This window comes from Streptomyces asoensis (assembly GCF_016860545.1).
GTDB classification, from domain to species: domain Bacteria; phylum Actinomycetota; class Actinomycetes; order Streptomycetales; family Streptomycetaceae; genus Streptomyces; species Streptomyces asoensis.
The window spans coordinates 539,156-558,595 of record NZ_BNEB01000005.1 but is presented as its reverse complement, the minus strand read 5'-3'; the positions used below and the strand labels follow the sequence as shown (position 1 = coordinate 558,595).

Sequence of the window (19,440 nt, the reverse complement as noted above, 5' to 3'; positions counted from 1 at the left end):
TGCCCGCAGGGCCGGGCCCGCGCGAGGAGGTGAGCGCGCCGTGAGCGAGGACTCGATCCTGCTGGGCATCGGCCTGACCTTCGCCCTCGCCGTCGGTTCCCAGATCCTCGCCGGGCGGCTGCGGATCCCGGCCCTGATCGTGCTGCTCCCGGCCGGGTTCGCCGCCGGCGCCCTCACCGACAGCGTCGACCCGGACGAACTGCTGGGCCCGGCCTTCTCCCCCCTGGTGTCGGTCGCGGTGGCGATCATCCTCTACGACGCGGGACTGGGCCTGGACCTGCGCCACCTCAAGGGCGGGACGCGCAACGTCGTCGTGCGGCTCATGGTGCTCGGCGTGCTGCTCACCTGGGGAACCGTCCTGCTGGTGGCGCCCTCCCTGTTCGGGGTCCCGGCGGCCGTCGCCAGCATGATCGGCATGGTTCTCGTGGTGTCGGGACCGACCGTCGTCGGGCCGCTCCTGGAGCATGTCCGGCCGTCCGACCGGGTACGGCGGATCCTGATGTGGGAGGGCTCGCTGATCGACCCCGTCGGCGGCATCCTCGGCGCCGTCGTCTTCCACTCCCTCGTCTCCGGAGGCCTCCAGACCGGTCACTTCCGCTTCGGCTCGTTCTGCGCCGCCCTCGCCGTCGGACTGCTCGGCGGCGCGGTCGGAGCCGCCCTGCTGTGGTTCACCCTGCGGGTCCTGCGGCTCGGCGAGACCCTCGGCACGCTCGCCCAGCTGGCCACCGTGGTCGTGGTGGCCGCGGGCTGCGACATGGCCGTCGACGACACCGGGCTGATCGCCGCGATCGTCGCCGGACTGACGGTCGCGAACCTGCCCGGGTTCGACATGCCCGCCCGCCGGCCGTTCTTCGAGACCCTGGTGCAGCTGATCATCGGCCTGCTGTTCGTCTCCATCTCTGCCACCGTGACGCCGAAGTCGCTCGTACCGGTGCTGCTGCCGACGCTCGCCCTCGTCGCGCTGCTGATCCTGTTCGTCAGACCCCTGGTGGCCGCGCTCTCGGCGCTGCGCACCGACCTGCCCGCCCGCGAGCGTGCCTTCATCGGCTGGATGGCCCCGCGCGGCATCGTCGCCGCGTCCACCGCGACGTCCTTCTCCGCGTCGCTCACCACGGCCGGACTGCGCGGCGCGGACAAGATCCTGCCCGTCACCTTCCTGGTGATCGTCGGGACCGTCCTCGTCTACGCGCTGACCGCGAAACCGGTGGCCGGCCGGCTCGGGGTGGTGCGGCCGGCCCGCGCCCGTCCGCTCCTGGTGGGCGGCGATCCCTGGGTCGTCGACCTCGCCCGCACACTGCGTGCCGCCGGACTCGACGTCCTGATGTGGGCGGGAGGCGCACAGGAGCGGGAGCGGATCGGACAGGCGGGGTTCGAACTGGCCCCGGGCGAACTCATGGCGGTGGCCGGCGACCCGCGGGCCCGGCTCGAAGGGGTCACCTCGGTCCTCCTGCTCACGGGCGACGACGACTTCAACGCCCTCGCCTCGATCGTCCTGGAGGACAATGTCGACGGCCCGGTCCACCGCGTCGGTCCGCCGCCCGGCGGCAGCGGCGTCGTCGCCCCTTACACGGGCGGGGCCGTCCTGTTCGGTCCGCGGTACGCGCGCCACACCCTGACGGCCCGTCATGAGGCAGGCGCGCGCTTCCGGTTGCAGCCCGCGTCGGCCCCGCCCCCGCCGGGGTGCGACACCCTGTTCGTCGTGGGCGGCGACGGACGGCTCGAACCGGTCACCGAAGGACGGCCGTCCACCGCGGGCGAGGGCGACACCCTCGTGCTTCTCGGACCCGCGCCGGACCCCGTCAGCGGCGGTTCAGGGCCGCGTCGAGCGTGATGGCCGCGTCGATGAGCGCCAGGTGCGTGAAGGCCTGCGGGAAATTGCCCAGTTGGCGCCCCGTCAGGTCGATCTCCTCCGAGTACAGCCCCAGATGGTTGGCGTACCCCATCATCTTCTCGAAGACCAGCCGCGCCTTGTCGGTGCGGCCGGCCCGTGCCAGGGCGTCGACGTACATGAACGTGCACAGCGAGAACGTCCCCTCGGAGCCCCGCAGCCCGTCGGGGGACGCCTCGGGGTTGTACCGGTAGACCAGGCTGTCGCTGACCAGTTCACGTTCCATGGCGTCGAGGGTCGACGCCCACATCGGGTCCTCGGGGATCAGGAAGCCGACCGTCGCCATGCGCAGCAGCGACGAGTCCAGCACATCGCTCCCGTAGTGCTGCACGAAGGCCTGCTGTCCCTCGCTCCACCCCTTGGCCATCACCTGCTCGTAGATGGTGTCCCGTGCCGCGCTCCAGCGGTCCGCCGCGGCCGGCCGGCCGCTCGACCCGGCCAGACGCAGGGCGCGGTCGAAGGCCACCCACGACATCACGCGGCCGTACGTGAAGTGCCGGCGCCCGCCCCGTATCTCCCACAGGCCCTCACCGGCCTGGTCCCAGTGGTCGACCAGCCAGTCCAGGTTGGTCAGCAGGGACGTCCAGCCGTAGTGCCCCAGCTGGATGCCGTGCCGGTGCGCGAAGTAGATGCTGTCCAGCGCCTCGCCGTAGATGTCCAGCTGGAGCTGGGTGGCCGCGCCGTTGCCGATGCGCACCGGGGCGGAGCCCGCGTAGCCTGTCCAGTGGCCGAGGGTCTGCTCCTCCAGGTCGGAGGAGCCGTCGACCTTGTACATGATGTTGAGCGGCCCGGAGTCCCCGTCGCTGCCCGCCCGTTCCTTGACCCGGTCGCTCAGCCACCCGATGAATGCCCGGGCCTCCTCGGTGAAGCCCAGTCCCAGCAGGGCGTACACGGAGAAGGAGGCGTCGCGGATCCAGGTGAACCGGTAGTCCCAGTTGCGTTCGCCGCCGAGCTGCTCCGGGAGCGCCGCCGTCGGGGCGGCCACCAGGGCGCCGCTGGGCGCGTACGTCATGAGCTTCAGCGTGATCGCGGAGCGCTCCACGGTCTCGCGCCAGCGTCCCGTGTACTGCGACTGCGCGAGCCAGGTCCGCCAGAACGCGACCGTGCGGCCGAAGAGCTGCTGGTACTCGGCGAGACGCACGTCCCGTGGCGGACCGTCGGCGGCCCACTCCAGCACCAGCCCGCGTTCCTGGCCGGCCTCCAGGGTCAGTGTGAAGTGCAGGTCGTCCTGCCGGTCCGTCATGATCTGGAGGATGCGCCGGTCCTGCGGTTCCCGGACGGCGTGCACGGTGAGCTGCGAGCCGTCCTCGGCGGCGAACACCGCTCCGTGCTCGGTGAGGTGCAGCCGGTGGGGCGAGCGCCCGTAGTCGAAGCGCGGGGCGATCTCGACGTCGAACGTCATGCTGCCGCGCACGCAGCGCAGTATGCGCACCAGCCGGTGGCGGGCGGTGACCGCGGACCCCGTCACGGGCATGAAGTCCAGCACCTCTCCCGCGCCCGCCTCCGTCATGAAACGGGTGACCAGGACCGCGGTGTCGGGGAGGTACAGCTGCTTGGTCGTGTAGGTCCCGTGCCGGGGCCGTACCGTGCAGTGTCCGCCCTTGTCCTTGTCCAGCAGCGCGCCGAACACGCTGGGGGAGTCGAAGCGCGGGCAGCAGAACCAGTCGACCGTCCCGTCGGTGCTCACCAGCGCCGACGTCTGGAGGTCGCCGAGCAGACCGTGGTTCTCGATCAGCGGGTAGTCGTCCATCGGGAGGTCCTTCCGGCGTGAGATTCACCCGAACGCGCCCCCCGATCAGCGTAAGTCGGCGACCCTGCGGCGGCCCGCCGGAGGGAGCGCGGCCCGCCGCCCGCCGCAGGGAGTCCCGGCCCGCCGCCCCGCTAGCGCTGCGGCTGCGTCGCGGCGCGCAGGGCGTCGGCCTCGACCCGCGTCGGGTCGCCGGACGCGTCGACGGTGACGCCCGGCTCGTCGGGCTCCAGGGGGTCCAGATCGGCGTACTGGGTGCCGAGCAGCGCGGGCGGCATGAAGTGCCCGGTCCGGTGGGCGATCCGCGTCGCGGCCACCTCGGGGTCGAGGGCGAGATGGACGAACCACACGTCGGCCCCCGTGCCCCGCAACCGGTCCCGGTAGGCGCGCTTGAGCGCGGAACAGGTCAGGACGCCTCCGCGCCCGTCCGCCGCCGTCCGGATCCACCGGCCGAGAGCGTCCAGCCAGGGCCGGCGATCGGCGTCGTCGAGCGGGTGCCCGGACGCCATCTTGGCCCGGTTGGCCGCCGGATGCAGGTCGTCGCCCTCCTGGAACGGCACACCGAGTTCGCGCGCGAGCCACGCGCCGACGGTGGACTTCCCGGAAGCCGAGACGCCCGTCACGACCACCACGCGCGGACCGCCGACGTGCGCGGCCAACGAGCCTCCCCGGGACGACGGCGGGATACTGGTACGCGTCCACTATGCCCCGTCATCACCCGTGATCACCCGTCATCGCCCGCCTGCCGTGGCCGACCGGCCCGCAGGACGTCCCCTTCCCCCGCCCGCACGGCCGTCGTCCCCGCAATGCAGTACTCACCGGGCCCGACCGGTGATCGTGACGGACAGTGGTGACAGGAGGACGTTCTCCGCCAGCTGCACACCCAGTCCAGGAGGCCTCGATGGCCGCATCACGGTCGCTGACCGCCCTCGCAGGCATCATGCTGCTCGGCGCCGCTCTGACAGCCTGTGGCGACCAGGCGCTCGGCACGATCGAAACGCGCGACGGGGTCAAGCCTGTCGAGAAGATCTCGAACCCGTCGTCCGACGGCTGCCACCGCTTCGTCAAGGGTGTCACCCACGTCGCCAACTACACGCAGAGCGACATCGTGCTCTACCAGACGGCCGACTGCTCCGAGCCGCCCGGCGTGGACAGCACCTACCTGAGCACCCAGACCCAGGACGAGGCGGTCCGCTCCACCGGACCGTGGCGCAGCTTCACCGTCGTCCACTGACACAGGCCGACGGACCCCGGACGACACCATCGGGCACCGGCGGACACGGTCACGCGCCGTCGCCGCCGCCGCGCCGCAGCATCTCCAGGTGCCGGTGGACGGCGGCGGTGACCCGCTGTTCGTCGTCGGTGGCGAGCAGGTCGAGCAGTGCCCCGCGCAGGACCGCCAGCGCCAGGGTGCGGCGGACGGCGCCTTCCGGGCCGTCCCGCTCCGGCCGGGGCCGGCAGGCGGCGAGGACGTCGAGCCAGTCGTCCACGGTGGCCCGGGCGAACCCGGCCCAGGAGCCACCGGGCTCGACGAGGGGACGGGCGTAGGCCTCGGCCCACAGCCGCAGCAGGGGCCGGTGCTCGGCCGCCGCGAGCCACGCCCGCACCAGCTCGGCGGCCGCGACGCCGGCCTGACCCTGCGCGGGTTGTGCCAGGACATGCGCGACCACCCGCGGTCGGCCCGCCTCGTCGACCTGCTGGACACCGCGTTCCAGGACCTCCCCGAGCCGGTCGCCCCACCGCAGTCCTGCTACCAGCGGCTGGTGCGCGGCGGCACCCACCGGGTCCGGCCGGCCGACGCCCCGGGACAGGTGGCCGCCGCGATGGTCACCGTCACTCCGCCGGGCATCCCCGTCCTCATGCCCGGCGAGGCCGTCGGCGCCGCGGACGGGCCGCTGCTGCGGTACCTCGGCGCCCTGGAAGCCTTCGACCGCCGTTTCCCGGATTCCGCAGCGAGACCCATGGCGTCACCGTCGACCCCGGACCGGCGACTACCTCATCGAATGCCTGCGCCCGGCGGCCGACGGCACACCCGCACCGGGCAACGCGGGCGGCCGCGCCGCGGCGCCCGCCCAGCGCAGCGGCCCGGCGGACGGCCGCCCGGCGCGGAGCCGGCGGTGCGTCGTAGGGCGTGTCCCGCGCGGAAGCGGGCACTGGGTCGATAGCGAACAGGACCACGTCCGAGTCGTGCCACGCGCTCGGACCCGTTTCGACCCACCCAGGAGTACTTCCATGATCATCGTCGGTGTGATCGCCTTCTGCGTCGTTCTCGCGGTACTCGCCTTCGTCGTCCCGCGGCTGAGCAGGCACCCCCAGAACGGCGCGCAGCGCACCCTGGGGCTGGGTTCCCGGGCCGGTTCCAAGGCACCCGGCCCGCTGGGCCGCTGGCTGAGCAAGCCGTTCCGGTCCAGCTCGCGGGCCGTGGGCCGCAGCGGCTCCGCCGGCCGCCGGGCGCGTGGCCACCTCCCGTTCTGACCTGCCCGTACCGTCCGACGTCCTGGGAGCCCCTGGCCGGGGCGCGGCCCGCCGTCGCGGGCCGCGCCCCGGCCTCCCCTCGCTCAGCAGGTGACGGTGCCCCTGCGCAGGGCGTGGCCGCCGTCGGCGGTGTCGTCGGCCCAGTACACGGGCTTGGAGCCGGCGACGCATTCGTCGGCGCCGGCCGGCGAGAAGCCCTCGTTGTTGTAGTCGGGCATGCCGGCGGGCCGGTCGTGGACCGCGGTGACGGCGAAGCCGCCCGAGGCGTCGACCCGCAGCGTGCTGTGCCGGCCGCCGCAGGTGTCGTCGCAGACGGCCCACAGGCGGGCGGCCTGCGGCTCCCACTGCACCTCCATGACGCCGCTCATGCCGCCGGCGAAGGAGGCGACACGGGTGAAGGCCCCGGAGTCCGCCAGCACGTAGCCGTAGATCATGCCGGTGCCTTCGACACCCACGAAGAACACCCCGCCGGTGTGCGCGCCGTAGGAGCCCGGCGTGTAGGCCGCGCCGGTGGAGGCGTCCTTGAACCCGGCTGACGTCAGATAGGCGTCGGGTACCCAGGTGACGCCTTCGAGCCCGAGGTTGGATCCGGTCGACGGCAGGTCGGCCGTGAGGTTCCACTCCCGCGCGGCGGTCAGCGAGGTGCCGCTGCCCGAGACGTCGTAGCGCAACACGGACAGCCGGCTGGTACCGGAGGCGTCCCCGTTGCGTTCGGAGGCCACGTACACGCCCGCGGCGGAACCGGCGCCGGTGAGGGTGACGCCCTCGTCGTCGGGGGTGCCCGAGCCGTCGGTGTAGCGCACCTTCTTGCCGGATCCCCAGCCGTTCGCGGTGTCGGGCTTCCACCCGCCCGAGCCGTCACGGACCAGGCGCCACAGCTTGCCGCTGTTCTGCGCCCCCCACATCACGGCGCCTTCCTGATAGAGGCCGCTGAGGTCCTGGCCGAAGACACCGGACGCGTCGGCGGTCGACACCGTGGTGCCGCCCGGCCACGCCACGGGGGAGGTGCCCCCGCCACCGCCGGAGCCACAGGAGTTGGAAGCCCCGAGGGTCACCGCCGCCTGCCGGAAGGCGCCGGTGCCGTCGGGGCAGCGCGACCAGGAGGGGGCGGAGTGGGTGGTCCAGGAGAAGCTGTCGACGAGCGTCTTGCCGTCCGCGAGGTAGAGACGGGCGTCGTCGTCGGACCCCAGGCCGAACGCGGCGTGGACGTCGAACGCCCGGTAGGCCCCAGGACCCAGCGTGGTACCGGCGGCGACCTTGTAACTGTGGCCGTTGTCGTCGTCCTTGAGGATCCAGCCCGAGAGGTCGACCGTGGCGGTCCCCTTGTTGTACAGCTCGATGGAGTCGTCGACGTCCCCGGTGGTGACCACCTCGTTGACACGGATGTCGTCGGCGGGCGCCGCATGGGCCGCAACGGCGGTCAGCACGCCCGCGGTCAGCAGCGGTCCGGCGACGAGGAACCTCAGCAGGCTCCTGTGCTTGCGGCGAGGGGGCGAATCAGTCACGGAAACCGTCCTGGGGTTGTCATGATCAGGGCGGTATGACCGTTCCCCCGTGGCCTGAACGGAGTTCCTCCGGGGAGGCAGACCCCCCGTGAACGGCGGCGGAAGTCCCGGAGCCCGCCTCACCGGTGGGGACCACCACAGCCGGCCCGGGGGAGGGGTCCGTCCGACTGCCCGACGACCTGGACCCGCAGGCCGCGACCGACCTGCTCGCCGACCGGTACGGCGCCCCGAGCACCCTCGTCCTCGACGGTCGTACGGATCCGCCGGCCGACGGTTGCGGTGGTGCCGCCCTCCTGGCCGTTCTCGGGGACCGTGCCGTGACGATACGGGCGTGGGCGCACGGGGACCGGTGGATCGGCGCGGCTCGTACGGATCACCGGCTGGACGAAGCCCGCCCGACGGCCGGACGTGCACTGGGCGGAGACGGAATTCCGCCGACGTGAACCGCTGGTGGGGGTCGGTGAGGGCACGGCAGACGAACTCGGCGGTCCCGCAGTCGAAGGGCACGTCCTCGCCGGTACTTCGACACGCACCGGTTCATGTACTGCCGGGAACCCCGTACGCGTACGACGACGGCCCGCGGGCTACGACTCCTCGGTGATGCTGGTGGCGATGCCGTCGGTGATCTTCACCGTCGCGGACAGGGAGCCCGCCTTCGCGGCCTTCTCCAGCTGCGCCTCGGTGCACTCCACGGCCGCCTGACCGTCGGCGTCGCCGCACATACCGCCCACACCCCAGATCTCGGTGTCCTCGGCGAGCCAGAACTGCTGCTGCGTGTCCTTGATGTCCGACACCGTGTACTTGCCCGGCGCCAGGTAGGACACCGTTCCCAGCCAGGTCCCGCTCACCTTGCCGGACGAACCGCTCCCGCCGCTGCCCGAGCCGCCGCCCGTGGACGCCTTCCCACCGCCCGAGGAGGAACCGCCGGTGGACGAGGAACCGGCGGACGAACCGCCTCCGGACGACCCGCCGGTGGCCGAACCGCCCGAGGAGGAGCCCGTGCCGGACCCGCCGGCCGGCCGTTCGGTGACGGTCACGGCGTTGCCGTCCTTCAGCACCACGTCCGCCGGTACCGCGGAGCTCTTCGCGGCCTTCTCCAGCTGCGCCTCGGTGCACTCCTCGGCGGCCTGCCCGGCGGCGTCACCGCAGATCTTCCCCGCGCCCCAGATCTTTGTGTCCTCGGCCAGCCAGAACTGCTGTTCCTTGCCGCCGGTGGTGACGGTGTACTTGCCCGGCGCCAGGTAGGCGACCGTGCCCGCCGCGAAGGTACCGCTCACCCCGCCCTTGCCCGCGGCGGCCTGCGCCGTCGCCGAGCTGTCCGAGGTGGAGCCGGCGGCCGTGTCGTCGTTCTGGCATGCCGTCATCAGCAGCGTTCCCGCCACGGCGGCAGCGGCGATCAGAACGGAACGGGAACGCAGGGAAGTCATGACGAAGGAGCCCTTTCGGGAGCGGTGGAGTGGGAGACGGCGAGCGGTCTGTGAGCCGCTGTGGATCAACTATGCCTGCACTCCCGCGCCCTCGGGATCGCTGTCCACGACCCTCCACGGTGCCGTGACAGAACACGGACATGGCAACGCCACCAAGGCACGCACCGGTTGTCACCCGGCTGATCGTCTTCGCCCGCCACCGCGGCCGACCGGCATCAATGCCCGGACGAGCCGTCAACTCTGCCCCACTGCACGGGAGACGATGCCCCTGAGCCGTCCCCGTTGTCAGTCCCGTGTGCGAGCGTGGAGACGGAAGCAGGCGATCGGGCGGAGGGATTTCGGTGGCGGGGGAGAGCGGTGGCTGGGTCGGCATGGGCTGGGACTGGACGGACGTCGACGACGTGTGCCGGCGTCTCGCCGAAGGCGCCGACCCGGAGGAGTGGAGCGGCGGCCGGCCGCTGCACCGGGCGGCGGTGTCCGGGGCCCCGGAGGTCGTCGCGGAGCTGGCGGGCCGGGTCACCGACGTGGACGCCCTGGAGAACGGGGTGACGGCGCTGTGGGCGGCCGTCGTGTCGAGGAAGCCGGAGAACGCGCGCGTCCTCGCCGCGGCCGGGGCCGACCCCTGGCGGCCGTCCACCGGGGGCTGGTCACCGGGAAGGCTCAGCCTGGCGGGCCCGACTCCTGACCTGTTCCCCGTACCCCCGGGGGTGGGCCTGAGCGACACCGAGCGCACGGCGGCGCGGGAGGCCCAACGGCTCGTCACCGCACTGGACGGGCTCTACTACGACGGCACGGGGCTGGCCTGCGTGGCCGGGATCGACGCGGCCGAAGCGGTACGCCGTCTGGAGGCGACGCCGGTGGCGGACGAGATCGTCGACGAACTGGTGGAGGACCCGTACGCGTACGACATGGACGAGAGCCTCCGGATCGTCGGTGTGACGACCGTGCCGGGCGGCTGCGTCGTCACACAGCCCTGGGGGTACGCGCCGCAGACGCCGGGCGTCCTCACCCGGCTCTCGGCCGGCACGGTCTGCTACGGCCTCTACGCCAACCCCAAGAGCGGCGACCAGGGCAGCATCGCCCGTCACGCGGCGATCGAGGGCTGGGACCTGCACCCGGGTGGTGGCCCGGACGAGGGCGACACTCCCGAGGAGGTCCTGATGTCGTACCTCTACCACGTCGAACCCGTGGCCTACGCCTGTGCGTTCGCGGGACTGCGCCCGGCCGACAGCCGTGCCGTGGCCGGACCTCCCGATATGTGGGTGGAACTCCCGGACCGCGACTACTGGAGCCACTGACCCACCACGAGGGCCACGGCGACCGGCCCGCTGCCTCGCGACGGCCGCTGGAATCGGCGGGTCCGCCGGTCATGGACGGACGTTATCGATCATTCGTCGTCAACTCCCTCTGTCTTTCGGGCCGAGCGCCGAGCCGGTGATCGCCGGGTGGTACTCAGGTGCGGGCGCCCGAACCGGACGGCGCCCGGGGGGTTGAGATGGAAGTCGAGAAGCTGGGTGCGGACGACCCGACGGCACTGCACGGGTACAGCCTGCGCGGCAGGATCGGTCAGGGCGGGATGGGCGTCGTCTATCTCGCGCGGGACGAAGCGGGCCACGAGGTCGCGGTGAAGACGATCCTTCCCGCGCGAGCCGCCTCCGAGGAGTTCCAGAAACGCTTCGCGCGCGAGACGAGCATCCTCCAGTCGCTGCGCGACCCGCACATCGTCTCGGTCCTGGCGGCGTTTCCCGGACCTGGCAAGCCGTGCCTGGTCACCGAGTACGTTCCCGGTCCCTCCCTCGCGGACCGGCTGGCCGGGGGCACCCCGCTGCCGCCCGACGAGGTGCGCAGACTGGCCTTCGACCTGGCCTCGGCGCTGGAGGCCGCCCACGCGCGCGGTGTGGTGCACCGCGACCTCAAGCCCTCCAACGTGCTGCTCGGTCCGCAGGGCACCAAGGTCATCGACTTCGGTATCGCCCGCTTCGTGGACGGCGAGAAGCTCACGAAGACGGGTCTCGTCCTGGGCACGGTGCCGTACATGGCGCCCGAGCAGCTCAAGCCCGGCGGCCCGCCGGCGGGTCCGCCGGTCGACATCTGGGCCTGGGCGCTGACCGTCGGCTGTGTCGCCCGCGGACGGGGCTGCTTCCCGACGCCGGACGAGGCCCACGCCTACCCCGCCGCCGACGTGGCCCCCGACCTCGACGGCGTACCGCACGACCTCGTGCCGCTGATCCGCGCCGCGCTGGACACGGACCCGGCCAAGAGGCCCACGAGCAGGGATCTGGTGAACGCCCTGCGGCCGAGCGTCGAGCCGCCGGCCCGGGCCCGGACGCCGCGGCGCCGGCGCGTGATGGGCACTAGGGCGGCCGCGGCGGTGCTGATCCCGGCCGTGATCGGCCTCGGGTATTGGATCGCGCACGACAAAACGAATTCGGATGTTCCGGGCAAGCCCGCTGAATCCTGCACCGGGGGACTGGAGCGGACCGGTGCCGAATGTGTCGGCGTCGCCGATCCGGTCGTCCCCGCCGGCACGTTCGGCCCCGAACTGAGCGGCATCGTGGGGAAGATCGTCCAGGAGAACCGGCGGGTCGCGGAGGAAGCCGCAGGCGACAGCCGCAAGCCGTTCGTCCGGGTCGCCCTCGTCATGCCGTACTCGGCGAACGACAGCAGCCCCCTGTCCTGGGAGGCCATCCGCGAGAGCCTGGACGGCGCCTACACCGCCCAGTGCCGCGCGAACGCCTGCCCGGGCCTGAAGGGCGGCAGTGCGACGGGCCTGCCCGGGAAGACCCCGGCAGTGCAGCTGCTGTTCGCCAACGAGGGAAGCGGGCAGCAGCACTGGAAGACCGTCGCGGACCGGCTGAGCACGATGACGACCGGCAGCCATCCGGTGGTCGCCGCGGCCGGCCTCGGCGTGAGCCTTCCCGAGACGCAGCGGCTCGCGGACCGGCTGTCCGCGCTCGAGATCCCCGCGGTCGGCGGCCCGTTGACCGCGACGAGCCTGGAGTCCCCGTACCTCTTCAAGACCTCACCGTCGAACCTGGAGCACATCAGCGCGGTACGCAAGCACCTCGACGGCCCGGCGAAGCAGACCGGATTCCTCGTCTACGACACCAACGACGACCTGTACGTGCAGACGCTGCGCGACGCGTTCGACCAGGAGTTCAAGGCCGCCATCGGGACGCGGCGCACCGGTTACGTGGGTTCGACCAAGGACCACGTGGTCCCCAAGCTCTTCGGGCAGGCCGTGCAGAACATCTGCTACTCCGACCCGGACCTGGTCTTCTACGCGGGCAGGGACAACGACTTCCCCGACTTCATCAAGGCGCTCGCCGAGCGAGGGCTGTGCAGCCGGACGGGAGAGCTGCACCCGATCACCGTCGTGACGTGCTGGTCGGGACGGTCGGCCTTCAGCGGCAACCCGGGGCGGGTGAAGGCCCTCGTGCGGGACCAGATCACCGTGGTCGACGTGTCCGTCCTCAGCCCGGAGACCTGGAAGACGGGAACCGCGACCGGCAACCCGCCCGGTTTCGAGGGCTTCCGGACGAGCTTCAAGGCGCTGGGACACACCGACGCGGAGCTCGGCGACGGCTACGCCCTCATGAACCACGACGCCGTGCTGGCGGTGGCGTGGGCCGCCGAGTCCTTCGCCAACCAGAGCGGCGGCGCCGTACCCGGCCCGCAGGACGTGTACAACCAGATCATCAACCTGCACGGAGGCAACTGGGTGGCCGCTGCGAGCGGCAACCTCCAGTTCTTCGACCCGCGCTACGCGCCCCGCGGCTGGGCCCGGGGCGCGCAGCTGACCATCAGCGAATTCGGCCTGCCGAGACCACAGGCTTCCTGACGGCCGGGACGGTACGGGCGCGTCACCGCGTGACGTCGCCCGCACCGGAGCCGGACAGAAGATGCACAGGGCATCTTTGCTTTCTCTTGAACAATTCCGGGAACCTGCTGAGCCCGAACCGCATCGGGCGCGTATCTGTCTGTGTCGGTCCCCACGGGGAGATGAGCGACTCGGCAAGTCCCCCGACTGCGCAGGAGGAACAGTGCGGCTTTCGCGAAACATGTTGGGCACCGTGGTGGTCGGTGGTGCGCTGGCTCTGACGGTCAGCGCCCTCGCCTACCCGTCGATGCTCGGTCTGGACACCGTGTCCACCTCCGGCGACCGCCTCATCGCCAACACGCAGTGGGGGCCGTTCACCGAAGGCGACCGGGCCTTCGTGGTCGCGGTGCGGGCGGCCGGGCTGTGGGAGCACCCCGTCGGGCTCATCGGGTTGCAGAAGGGCCAGAGCAAGGAGGTCCAGACCGCCAGTCAGCACCTGGTCGACGGGCACGCGGCGCTCGACGAGACCTGCCGCAAGATCGCGCCGATGCTGAACGTCGTCCTGCCGAACATAGCCAGTCCGCAGCAGGAGGGGTTCGTGAACACCCTCAAGGCGGCCCAGGGCAAGCAGTTCGACGTCGACTTCGCCAACATCCTGCGCATGACGCACGGTTCGATCTTCAACACCGTTGCGAAGGTCCGCTCGACGACGAAGAACACCCTGGTGCGCGCCCTCGCGGACCAGGCGAACGACACCGTCCTGGACCACATCACGGTGATGGAGAAGACCGGTCTGGTCGACTTCGACACCACGCTGTTCACCCAGACCACCCCGCCGAAGCTGCCCAAGTCGGACCTGACCCCGCCGGTGCCGCCCGCCGGTCAGCCCCTGGTCGTCCTGCCTCCGCCGCCCAACGCCACCTCCACCCCCGTCGACCTGGGCCCGGCCATGAACGGCCAGGCCGGGAACGCCGGCTAGGGCGAGACACGCCTCGGCGGCCGACAGCCCGGCCGGGGCCCGCTCCGTCACATCCGCGGGTCGGGCCTCAGCAGGGCGAAGACCGCGCCGAAGGGGTCCGCGAGCCAGGCGATACGGCCGACGTCGGGGACGTCCGCCGCCGGCATCAGCACCGACCCGCCGTGCGCCGTGGCCGAGGTGACCACGGAGTCGACGTCCGTGGCGTGGAAGTACGGCACCCAGCGGGGCCGCTCGACCCCGCCGCCCGCGCCGTCGCCCAGCGGCGCGGCCCCGCCGAAGGAGGCGGCCTGCTGATCGCCGTCCCGGACGCTGAGCACCCGGTAGGTCATGCCGGGGGTCTCCATGTCCTGGCTGCGCCAGCCGAAGAGGCCCCGGTAGAAGGTGATGTCCGCGACCGGGTCCGGCACGTGCAGCTCGACCCAGAGCAGTGCGCCGGGCGCGGACGTCAGGTCCAGCCCGGCGGTCCTGCCGGGCTGCCAGAGCGCGAACTCGGCGCCCTGCGGGTCGGTGACCTGGGCCAACCGGCCCTCGCCCATGACGTCCAAGGGCTGCGCCCGGACGCTCCCGCCGCCGGCCGTGACGGCCGACACCGTCTCCTCGATGTCCTCGGTCTTGAAGTGCACCATCCAGGCGGACCGCGCGCCTTCCCCGGTGAGCGGTCCGAGGGCGGCGACGGTCTTCCCGTCGATGCGGAAGAACCCGTACCCGCCCGCCTGCGGACCGGCGGACTCGAACTGCCACCCCAGGACCGCGCCGTAGAAGGCGGCGGCCGCGTCGGTGTCGGGGCTGCCGAGGTCCAGCCAGTTGGGTGATCCGGTGACGAAGGCGGTGTCGAGCATGGGTTTCTCCTGGACGAGGGACGAGCCGGGCGGGGCCACGATGCCCACCCTCCTCCTCGCCGTCCACGTCCGGCCCCGGGCGCGACGCCGAATTCACCTGCATGGAGCGCACCGCCCGCGCACTCGGCGGCTTCACGGGGCCGGTGCGGGCCGGGGAAGTGCGGTCCGGGGCGGTGCGGGCGCGGTCCGCCCGGCTCTTCGGGGAAGGGGTAGGAGCATGAGACTGATCAGCGAGCGTGCATCTGCCGTACCCGCCGTATCTGCCGAGCGGGCTCCCTCGTGGCACCTCTACGCGGCGACCGGTGCCGCCGTCGTCGCCACGGCCGTGGCGGGCGGCAAAGCCGTCGACGCCGACGGCACCTGGTACAAGACGCTCGCCAAACCGCCGTGGCAGCCCCCGTCCTGGGCCTTCGGTGTCGTCTGGACACCGCTGTACGCCTCCGTGGCCTTCGCCACCGGCCGCGCCCTGGCGAAGTCGCGGGGTGAGGTGCGTCGTCATCTGGTGGCCGACCTCGCGTCGAATCTCGCGTTGAACGTGGGCTGGAACTGGGCCTTCTTCGGGCTGCGGAGTCCGTCGGCCGGTGTGGCGGCCACCCTGGCCCTCGACGCCAGCAATGTGCGGCTCCTGCGTCGGGTGACCCGAGTGGACAGAGCGGCCGGCCGGACGCTCGTTCCGTATGTCCTGTGGTGCGGTTTCGCCACCGCCCTGAACGCGTCCATCGCCCGCCGCAACGTCGGCGGTCGCCGTCCGCGGCCATGAGCTCAGCGCGGGCGGGGTGATACCGGCGATTCTCCAGGGCCGAAGCCACCGGGGGAGGCCGTGCGTCGGCCGACCCCCTTCCTGCTGACTCCCTTCCTGCTGACCCCCTTCCTGCTTCGTCCGCGCCTCGCCCACCGGCCGGCGCCCTCCGTGTCCGCCTCTGTCGATGACGAGCCGGGAAGTGCCGCAAGTGCGGGAATGATCGAGGCCCTTCCCGGCCGCCGCCACATGATCCGCACAAGGGCACCCGGCCCCGATAGGGTCCAACGGCCCACTCCGGGACCGCAGTCGGGGCCGAACGGCCCCTCTTCGCGCCGAGGGCCGGCCTGGCTCGGACAGGCGGCGACGCAGCCCCCTGCGCGCGCTCGATTTTGCGAACCCGTTGCGCATCCGATTGATCCCGCGGGGCCCCGTGTCCGTACTCCTGCGCGTGCGGGATCCGATTTCGGATCAGGAGACACAGTGCTCTTTTCACGGAAGTTCGCGGGCACCCTTTTCCTCGGCGGTGGGATCGCCTTCACTCTGGGCTCGCTCCTCTACCCCTCCATGCTCGGAGTCCAGAAGGTCAGCAGCGCGCCCGAACGGATCATCGGCCACCCGGCGACGGGGCCGTTGACGGAAGCGGACCGCGACTTCGTCGTCGAGGTGCGGGCGGCCGGTCTGTGGGAGTACCCCGTCGGCCAGATGGCGATGCAGAAGAGCACGACCAAGGCGGTCAAGACCGCCGGGGAGCACCTGATCGCGGGCCACGCCTCGCTGGATGCCGCGTGCCGTGGCGTCGCCGGGGAGCTGGACATCGCGCTGCCCAACCAGCCGTCGCCGCAACAGCAGGGCTTCGTGACCCAGCTGAACGCCGAGAGCGGCAAGCAGTTCGACACCGACATGGCCACCATCCTGCGCGCGACACAGGGCCAGATCCTCTCCAAGACCGCGAGCGTCCGCACCACCACCAAGAACTCGCTGATCCGTGCCCTGGCCGACCGCACCAACGACATCCTCATGGAGCACATCACCCTCGTGGAGAAGACCGGCCTGGTCGACTTCGACCGGGCCCTCTCCCAACCGACCGGCCTGCCCGCCCAGGACACCACCCCACCCCCTCCGGTGGCCGGCCAGCCGCAGGCCGTCCTCCCCTCGCCGGACGACGGCACGCTCTCGCCCGGGTCCACGGGCGCGGCGAGCGCGGAAGCCGGCCGAACCTCCTGACATGGCCTGCGGAACCGGTCAGGGGTGGAATGTCTTGCGTCGCCACTGCGTCCTGACCGCCCCGGCGAGTCGACCCCGCCGGGGCGCGGTCGGGTGAGGCGATCCGCGGCTATTCGGGGGACGACTCGTCGGCCAGCCGGTTGCTGCGGTCGATCTCCGGCATGTGCGTCTCGGCCCAGACCCGCAGGGCGGCGAGCGGTCCTTCGAGGGACAGGCCGAGCTCGGTGAGCCGGTAGTGGACGGCGGGCGGCACGGTCGGTTCCACGCGGCGCGCGACCAGACCGTCGCGGACCAGACCGCGCAGGGTGACGGACAGCATCTTCTGCGAGATGCCCGGGATCCGGCGCCGCAGTTCCGCGAAACGGAGCTCGTCCGGAGCCTCCTCGGCCAGCACCTTGACCGCCATCGACGTCCACTTGGTGCCGATGCGGTCGAGCAACCGGCGGGTCGGGCAGAGCGGATCCAGCAGGTCCCCGCGCTCACCCGGTCGCCGGTCACGTCCGCCGGGCCTCGACGTGGTCACCTGGAGCTCACCACCTGAAGGGAAAGTGCCGTCTTGGGCGGACCAGGTTAGTTCCCTAACGTGACCTGGTCACCATTCCTCACCGAACACCCGGAGTCCCTCCATGCCCGAGCTGCGACGCGTCCTCGCCAACGGAGTCGAACTGAACGTCGCCCTCTCCGGATCGGGCCCGGCCGTCCTGCTGCTGCACGGCTTCCCGCACACCTGGGAGCTGTGGACGGACGTCATGGCCGGTCTGTCCGGCCGCCACCGGGTCATCGCGCCGGACCTGCGCGGGTTCGGCGACAGCAGCCGGGCCGCCTCCGGGTACGACGCGGGCACGCTGGCCGAAGACGCCGCGGCGCTTCTCACCGCGCTCGGCGTGTCCTCGGCCGCCGTGGTGGCCATCGACGCGGGCACCGCCCCGGCCTTCCTCCTCGCCCTGCGCCGTCCAGGTCTCGTCCGGCGCCTGGTCGTCATGGAGTCCCTTCTGGGCCGGCTGCCCGGCGCCGAGGACTTCCTCGCCGACGGGCCGCCGTGGTGGTTCGGCTTCCACTCCGCCGCGCCCGGCCTCGCCGAGACCGTGCTGGAGGGCCACGAGGCCGCCTACATCGACTGGTTCCTGAACGCCGGCACACTGGGCGACGGGGTGCGCCCCGCCCTGCGGGACGCGTTCGTCCGCGCGTACACCGGCCGCCAGGCGCTGAGCCGCGCGTTCTCGTACTACCGGGCCCTGCCCGAGAGCGCGGCACAGATCGAGCGGGCGGTCGCCACCGCCCGCCTGACGGTGCCCACGATGGCGCTGGGCGCCCGACCCGTCGGTACCGCGCTGGAACGCCAACTCCGCCCGGTCACCGACGATCTCACCGGACACGTCATCGAAGACTGCGGCCACATCATCCCCCTGCACCGGCCGCACGCCCTGCTCACGCTTCTGCGTCCCTTCCTGGCCGGTACGGACGCGCCGGAGGCGTGACCGAGCCCGAGCCGAAATTCCGGCATTCCGGCATTCCGGCATTCCTGGCGATCAGGCGTCCACCGCTCGTCCGGGTCGTCGATCCGGACACGGGACGGCGTCGCATCCGCCGTCCGGCTGAGTACGGGTACTCAGGTGCCGTCCCGGCGGGCTCGTCCATGCTGGGGCGAACGCCGGAGCTGGGGATCGCGAGTGGATCCACGAACTGCGCCACCGCGTCTACGCGGAGGAGCTCGGCCGGCATCCGGTGGATCCGTCGGGAACACTGAGCGACGGACTCGACGGCGACAACGTGTACCTCGTGGCCGCGCGCGGCGAGACGCGGATCGGCTTCGTCAGCCTCACCCCGCCCTGGGGCGGCCGCTACTCCCTCGACAAGTACCTGACGCGCGAGGAGCTGCCGGTCCTGACCGACGAGGCGCCCTTCGAGATCCGCGTCCTCACCGTCGAGCCGTACTGGCGGTCCACCGCGGCGGCACCCCTGCTCATGTACGCGGCGCTCCGCTGGGTGGCGGCGCGGGGCGGCCGCAGCGTCGTGGCGATGGGGCGCACGGAGCTGCTCGACATGTATCTCGCCGCCGGAACTGCGGCCGGTGGGGCGCACGGTCCGCTCGGGCGCCGTGTCGTTCGAGGTCCTCAGCGGTTCCGTGCCCGAGCTGACGCGGACGGTCGCGGAGCGCCACGGACGGATCCTGGAGCGGCTGCGGACGCGCCTCGACTGGCGGCTCGACCCGCCCTTCGCGCCGCAGGCCGACGGCTGCGAGCACGGCGGGGCGTTCTTCTCGGCGATCGGCACCGACTTCCGGACCCTGACCCGCCGTCACGAGGTGGTGGCGGCCGATGTGCTGGACGCCTGGTTCCCGCCGTCCCCGGAGGCCCGTGCGATCCTCGCGGAGGATCCGGGGTGCGCGGCCCGGACCTCGCCGCCGACGGGCGCGGAGGGACTGCTCGCGGAGATCGCCGGGGTGCGCGGGCTACCGGTGGAGTCGCTCGTCGTCGGGGCGGGATCGTCCGATCTGATCTTCCGCGCATTCGGCAGGTGGCTGACGCCGCGCAGCCGGGTGCTCCTGCTCGATCCGGGCTACGGAGAGTACGCCCATGTCACCGAGCGGGTGATCGGCTGCCGGGTGGGCCGGCTCCGGCGGCATCCTCGACCGCATCGACTCACTCCTCGTCGCTCTGACGGTGCTGCTGGTGCTGGAGTGAGCCGCGGGCCGACGCCGTCATGCGCGATGGGCAGGACGACGGGCAGCACCTGCCCACGCCCCTGCGATCACCGTCGTCCGGGCTCTCGGTACCGTCACCGGGACACGGAC

18 protein-coding genes and 1 pseudogene are annotated in these 19,440 nt (G+C 72.2%); 12 read left to right on the top strand and 7 right to left on the bottom strand.

What is annotated here, in order from left to right; translation table 11 throughout:
* The first annotated feature begins 40 nt into the window (after positions 1 to 40).
* A complete protein-coding gene (locus tag Saso_RS25635; protein WP_189924969.1) occupies positions 41 to 1,831 on the top strand; it encodes a cation:proton antiporter in 1,791 nt (596 codons plus the stop codon).
* On the opposite strand, the gene Saso_RS25630 is transcribed toward Saso_RS25635, so the two are convergent.
* Both Saso_RS25630 and Saso_RS25625 read right to left on the bottom strand, forming a co-directional pair.
* A complete protein-coding gene (locus tag Saso_RS25630; protein WP_268253230.1) occupies positions 1,800 to 3,662 on the bottom strand; it encodes a glycoside hydrolase family 15 protein in 1,863 nt (620 codons plus the stop codon). The genes Saso_RS25635 and Saso_RS25630 overlap by 32 nt on opposite strands.
* Positions 3,663 to 3,769: 107 nt before the next feature.
* Positions 3,770 to 4,294 carry a gluconokinase gene (locus Saso_RS25625; protein WP_189924973.1) on the bottom strand — a complete coding sequence of 175 codons (525 nt, stop codon included), beginning with the start codon at positions 4,292 to 4,294 and terminating at the stop codon, positions 3,770 to 3,772.
* Between the two features lie 242 nt (positions 4,295 to 4,536).
* On the opposite strand from Saso_RS25625, the gene Saso_RS25620 reads away from it, so the two are divergent.
* Positions 4,537 to 4,869 carry a hypothetical protein gene (locus Saso_RS25620; protein ID WP_189924975.1) on the top strand — a complete coding sequence of 111 codons (333 nt, stop codon included), beginning with the start codon at positions 4,537 to 4,539 and terminating at the stop codon, positions 4,867 to 4,869.
* A gap of 49 nt (positions 4,870 to 4,918) precedes the next feature.
* Here Saso_RS25620 and Saso_RS25615 read toward each other — a convergent pair whose 3' ends face one another.
* Positions 4,919 to 5,380 (bottom strand): TetR family transcriptional regulator, encoded by a 462-nt coding sequence (locus Saso_RS25615; RefSeq protein WP_307822351.1) that lies wholly within the window; start codon positions 5,378 to 5,380, stop codon positions 4,919 to 4,921.
* Between Saso_RS25615 and Saso_RS25610 the strand changes: the two genes are divergently transcribed.
* Together Saso_RS25610 and Saso_RS25605 are read left to right on the top strand one after the other, a co-directional pair.
* Positions 5,294 to 5,800 (top strand): Orn/Lys/Arg family decarboxylase, encoded by a 507-nt coding sequence (locus Saso_RS25610; protein WP_229901403.1) that lies wholly within the window; start codon positions 5,294 to 5,296, stop codon positions 5,798 to 5,800. The genes Saso_RS25615 and Saso_RS25610 overlap by 87 nt on opposite strands.
* A gap of 67 nt (positions 5,801 to 5,867) precedes the next feature.
* Entirely contained in the window at positions 5,868 to 6,110 is a 243-nt protein-coding gene (locus Saso_RS25605; RefSeq protein ID WP_189925072.1) for a DUF6411 family protein, read from the top strand.
* An 83-nt stretch (positions 6,111 to 6,193) separates the two neighbouring features.
* Here Saso_RS25605 and Saso_RS25600 read toward each other — a convergent pair whose 3' ends face one another.
* Positions 6,194 to 7,615, bottom strand: a complete 1,422-nt coding sequence (locus Saso_RS25600) for a lamin tail domain-containing protein (RefSeq protein ID WP_189924977.1) — start codon at positions 7,613 to 7,615, stop codon at positions 6,194 to 6,196.
* A 125-nt stretch (positions 7,616 to 7,740) separates the two neighbouring features.
* Between Saso_RS25600 and Saso_RS25595 the strand changes: the two genes are divergently transcribed.
* Positions 7,741 to 8,058: a hypothetical protein gene (locus Saso_RS25595; protein WP_189924979.1), complete on the top strand. Its 318-nt coding sequence runs from the start codon at positions 7,741 to 7,743 to the stop codon at positions 8,056 to 8,058.
* A 141-nt stretch (positions 8,059 to 8,199) separates the two neighbouring features.
* Here the strand turns inward: Saso_RS25595 and Saso_RS25590 are convergent, their stop codons facing one another.
* Positions 8,200 to 9,042, bottom strand: a complete 843-nt coding sequence (locus Saso_RS25590; RefSeq protein ID WP_189924981.1) for a hypothetical protein — start codon at positions 9,040 to 9,042, stop codon at positions 8,200 to 8,202.
* Between the two features lie 341 nt (positions 9,043 to 9,383).
* Between Saso_RS25590 and Saso_RS25585 the strand changes: the two genes are divergently transcribed.
* The 3 genes from Saso_RS25585 (at position 9,384) to Saso_RS25575 (ending at position 13,841) form a co-directional block, all read left to right on the top strand.
* Positions 9,384 to 10,340 (top strand): ankyrin repeat domain-containing protein, encoded by a 957-nt coding sequence (locus Saso_RS25585; RefSeq protein ID WP_229901404.1) that lies wholly within the window; start codon positions 9,384 to 9,386, stop codon positions 10,338 to 10,340.
* 197 nt (positions 10,341 to 10,537) lie between these two features.
* Entirely contained in the window at positions 10,538 to 12,883 is a 2,346-nt protein-coding gene (locus tag Saso_RS25580; RefSeq protein WP_189924988.1) for a bifunctional serine/threonine-protein kinase/ABC transporter substrate-binding protein, read from the top strand.
* A 220-nt stretch (positions 12,884 to 13,103) separates the two neighbouring features.
* Positions 13,104 to 13,841 carry a DUF4142 domain-containing protein gene (locus Saso_RS25575; protein WP_189925076.1) on the top strand — a complete coding sequence of 246 codons (738 nt, stop codon included), beginning with the start codon at positions 13,104 to 13,106 and terminating at the stop codon, positions 13,839 to 13,841.
* A 47-nt stretch (positions 13,842 to 13,888) separates the two neighbouring features.
* Here the strand turns inward: Saso_RS25575 and Saso_RS25570 are convergent, their stop codons facing one another.
* On the bottom strand, positions 13,889 to 14,680 hold the full coding sequence (locus tag Saso_RS25570; RefSeq protein WP_189925078.1) for a VOC family protein: 792 nt from the start codon (positions 14,678 to 14,680) through the stop codon (positions 13,889 to 13,891).
* Positions 14,681 to 14,897: 217 nt separating this feature from the next.
* Between Saso_RS25570 and Saso_RS25565 the strand changes: the two genes are divergently transcribed.
* Positions 14,898 to 15,440: a TspO/MBR family protein gene (locus tag Saso_RS25565; RefSeq protein ID WP_189924990.1), complete on the top strand. Its 543-nt coding sequence runs from the start codon at positions 14,898 to 14,900 to the stop codon at positions 15,438 to 15,440.
* Between the two features lie 462 nt (positions 15,441 to 15,902).
* Positions 15,903 to 16,646, top strand: a complete 744-nt coding sequence (locus tag Saso_RS25560) for a DUF4142 domain-containing protein (protein ID WP_307822250.1) — start codon at positions 15,903 to 15,905, stop codon at positions 16,644 to 16,646.
* Between the two features lie 109 nt (positions 16,647 to 16,755).
* Here the strand turns inward: Saso_RS25560 and Saso_RS25555 are convergent, their stop codons facing one another.
* A complete protein-coding gene (locus Saso_RS25555; protein ID WP_189924992.1) occupies positions 16,756 to 17,169 on the bottom strand; it encodes a winged helix-turn-helix transcriptional regulator in 414 nt (137 codons plus the stop codon).
* A gap of 103 nt (positions 17,170 to 17,272) precedes the next feature.
* Here Saso_RS25555 and Saso_RS25550 point away from each other — a divergent pair, with 103 nt between their 5' ends.
* A complete protein-coding gene (locus Saso_RS25550; RefSeq protein ID WP_189924994.1) occupies positions 17,273 to 18,124 on the top strand; it encodes an alpha/beta fold hydrolase in 852 nt (283 codons plus the stop codon).
* A gap of 196 nt (positions 18,125 to 18,320) precedes the next feature.
* Positions 18,321 to 19,326, top strand: a pseudogene (locus tag Saso_RS25545) (histidinol-phosphate aminotransferase family protein); the annotation flags it as partial.
* Between the last annotated feature and the right edge of the window lie 114 nt (positions 19,327 to 19,440).